Annotated in this window: 1 protein-coding gene; it reads left to right on the forward strand. The window is 35.4% G+C overall.

From position 1 onward, the window contains the following. Positions 1-98: 98 nt before the first annotated feature. A protein-coding gene (locus H9648_RS20560; protein ID WP_191755561.1) for an IS3 family transposase occupies positions 99-1,435 on the forward strand; the annotation gives its coding sequence in 2 pieces (ribosomal slippage) (positions 99-483 and positions 483-1,435; 1,338 coding nt in all). The last annotated feature ends 37 nt before the right edge of the window (positions 1,436-1,472 follow it).

Below are 1,472 nucleotides of genomic sequence, written 5' to 3' on the forward strand. Positions count from 1 at the left end.
TAGACTGTACCCTATAGAGTAGACACTTGAAAAAGGTCTGCCCTATAGGGGTATTTTTATGTAGACTAATAAAAATGGGAGAATCGGAGAATAATTAAATGTCAAAAAAACACTTTACTGAAGAAGAAATAAATAAACTGTCTACTAATCCTTATGTCAAATCAGTAAGTCCAAAGAGTATTACGTATACAGATGAGTTTAAAAGGATTTTTATAGCTGAATACGCAAATGGGAAATTACCAAGGCAAATCTTTGAGGAGAATGGTTTTGATGTTGAAATCATTGGCATAGTGAGAGTGAATAGGGCTGCTATTAGATGGCGTACTGCTTACAATGAATCAGGCATATTAGGACTCCGAGATATGCGGAAGGATAATTCGGGGAGACCAACTAAGAAAGAGCCTACTTTAGAAGAAAAGAATGCTAGATTAGAAGCGCAGATTCAACTGTTAAAAGCTGAGAATGAGTTACTAAAAAAGTTAGACATGATAGAAAGGGGGTTGGAGGAAAACGAGTGAACGTCTCTGCTGAACAGAAATTTCTTTTAATACGTTCAGTGATTGAAAAGTACGATCTTAAAAATATGGTGAGTTTCTTATGCGAGACTTCGGGAGTTTCTCGCTCAGGGTATTATCATTATTTTTCTTCAAAATCCCAGGAGAAAAGAAATCAACAAGAGACTGAAGACCTGAAACTGAAGGAAACTATTTTAAAAGCTTTTCATTTTAAACGCCGTAAAAAAGGTGCGCGGCAGATTAAAATGACGTTAGAAGGGCAGTTTCAAATTACATACAACTTAAAGCGAATCCGAAGGATTATGAAAAAATACAAGATTGTTTGCCCGATTAGAAAAGCTAACCCCTATCAGAAAATGTTAAAAGCTACACAAGAACACACCGTATTACCAAACTTATTAAACCGCGATTTTAAACAAGCTATTCCAGGAAAGGTACTACTCACTGATATCACATATTTATATTACGGAAATGGACAGAAAGCCTATCTATCCACGATTAAAGATAGTTCAACGAATGAAATCCTAGCCTATAATGTGTCCAGTAGAATGACATTAGATTTAGTTACTGACACATTAGTAAAGTTATTGAAGAATAAACGAGTAAAGGTTGCCGAAGGTGCCTTTATTCATTCTGATCAAGGAGTACACTATACTAGTCCCACTTTTCAGAAACATGTAAAAAAACTAGGACTTGGACAATCCATGTCAAGGCGGGGAAACTGTTGGGATAACGCCCCAATAGAGTCCTTCTTTGGCCATTTTAAAGATGAATCGTCTATAAAACCGTGTAATACTCTACAAGAACTTAAAAGAGAAATAAGAAGTTATATGACGTACTATAACAATTTCAGATATCAATGGAACTTAAAGAAGATGACTCCTGTTCAATACAGAAATCATCTTCTCCATGTGGCATGACCTTTTTTAGAATGTCCTTTACAAAGGGTACAATTTA

The sequence above is a fragment of the Fictibacillus norfolkensis genome (assembly GCF_014836645.1).
GTDB lineage: Bacteria > Bacillota > Bacilli > Bacillales > Fictibacillaceae > Fictibacillus > Fictibacillus norfolkensis.